Source organism: Azohydromonas australica DSM 1124, from assembly GCF_000430725.1.
In the GTDB taxonomy this organism is placed as follows: Bacteria; Pseudomonadota; Gammaproteobacteria; order Burkholderiales; family Burkholderiaceae_C; genus Azohydromonas; species Azohydromonas australica.
In genome coordinates this window covers 1-760 of sequence record NZ_KE387208.1, presented here as the reverse complement: position 1 = coordinate 760, position 760 = coordinate 1, and the positions used below count along the sequence as shown (strand labels likewise).

Below are 760 nucleotides of genomic sequence, written 5' to 3'. Positions count from 1 at the left end.
TGTCCATGCCCGCGGCCTGCAGCTCGCGCAACAGCGCGTCCATCGCCGCATCGCCGTCGTGCAGCACGTGGCCCAGGTCCTGCTCGCTCAGCCGCACCGACACGTCGGCCGCGCCCAGCAGCGCGTGCGCGGCAGCCATGCTGGCGGGGTTACCATGGTTAAGGAAGCCGGTGCCGATCACGGACACGTCCAGGCCCGCTTCCAGGCTCAGCGTTCCCGGCTCCGCCAGATGAAGCGCCTGCACGGCACTCATCTTCAGCGACTGCATGCCGACCGCCTGCAGCCGGTCCACCAGTGCATCCAGCGCCGCGTCGCCTTGCTGTACCAGCATGTCCACGGCCACGTCGTTCAGGGGCATCGCGGGTGTGGCGAACACGAGCTGCGGCTCACTCGTGAAGACGGTCTGGCCGCCCAGTGCGTCGGTGGTGGTGGCCACCACGCGCACCTCGCGCCCGGTCACGGTCAAGCCCGCTGCCAGCGTGGCGCCGTTGGCGCCAACCGAGGCGTCAAGGTTCTGCCAGTTCGGGGCCTGCGCCGTGCCGCGGTTGACTTGCCACTGGTAGGTCGTAGTGGTGGCCCCATCGGCATCAGCCACACCAGCCAGGTTGGCCGTGAGCTGGCTGCCGAACAGGGCGGTACCCGTCACGCCCAGGGTGCCGGTGGCTGCGTCGTCAACGTTGGCGATGGTCTCGGCCTCGCCCGTGAACACCGTCTTGCCGCCCAGCGCGTCGGTGGTGGTGGCCACCACGCGCACTTCCTG

At 69.9% G+C, this 760-nt stretch carries 1 protein-coding gene; it reads right to left on the bottom strand.

The window, feature by feature from the left end:
* On the bottom strand, window positions 1-760 hold a 760-nt coding region (locus H537_RS54620), incomplete at both ends, for a hypothetical protein (protein WP_043460556.1).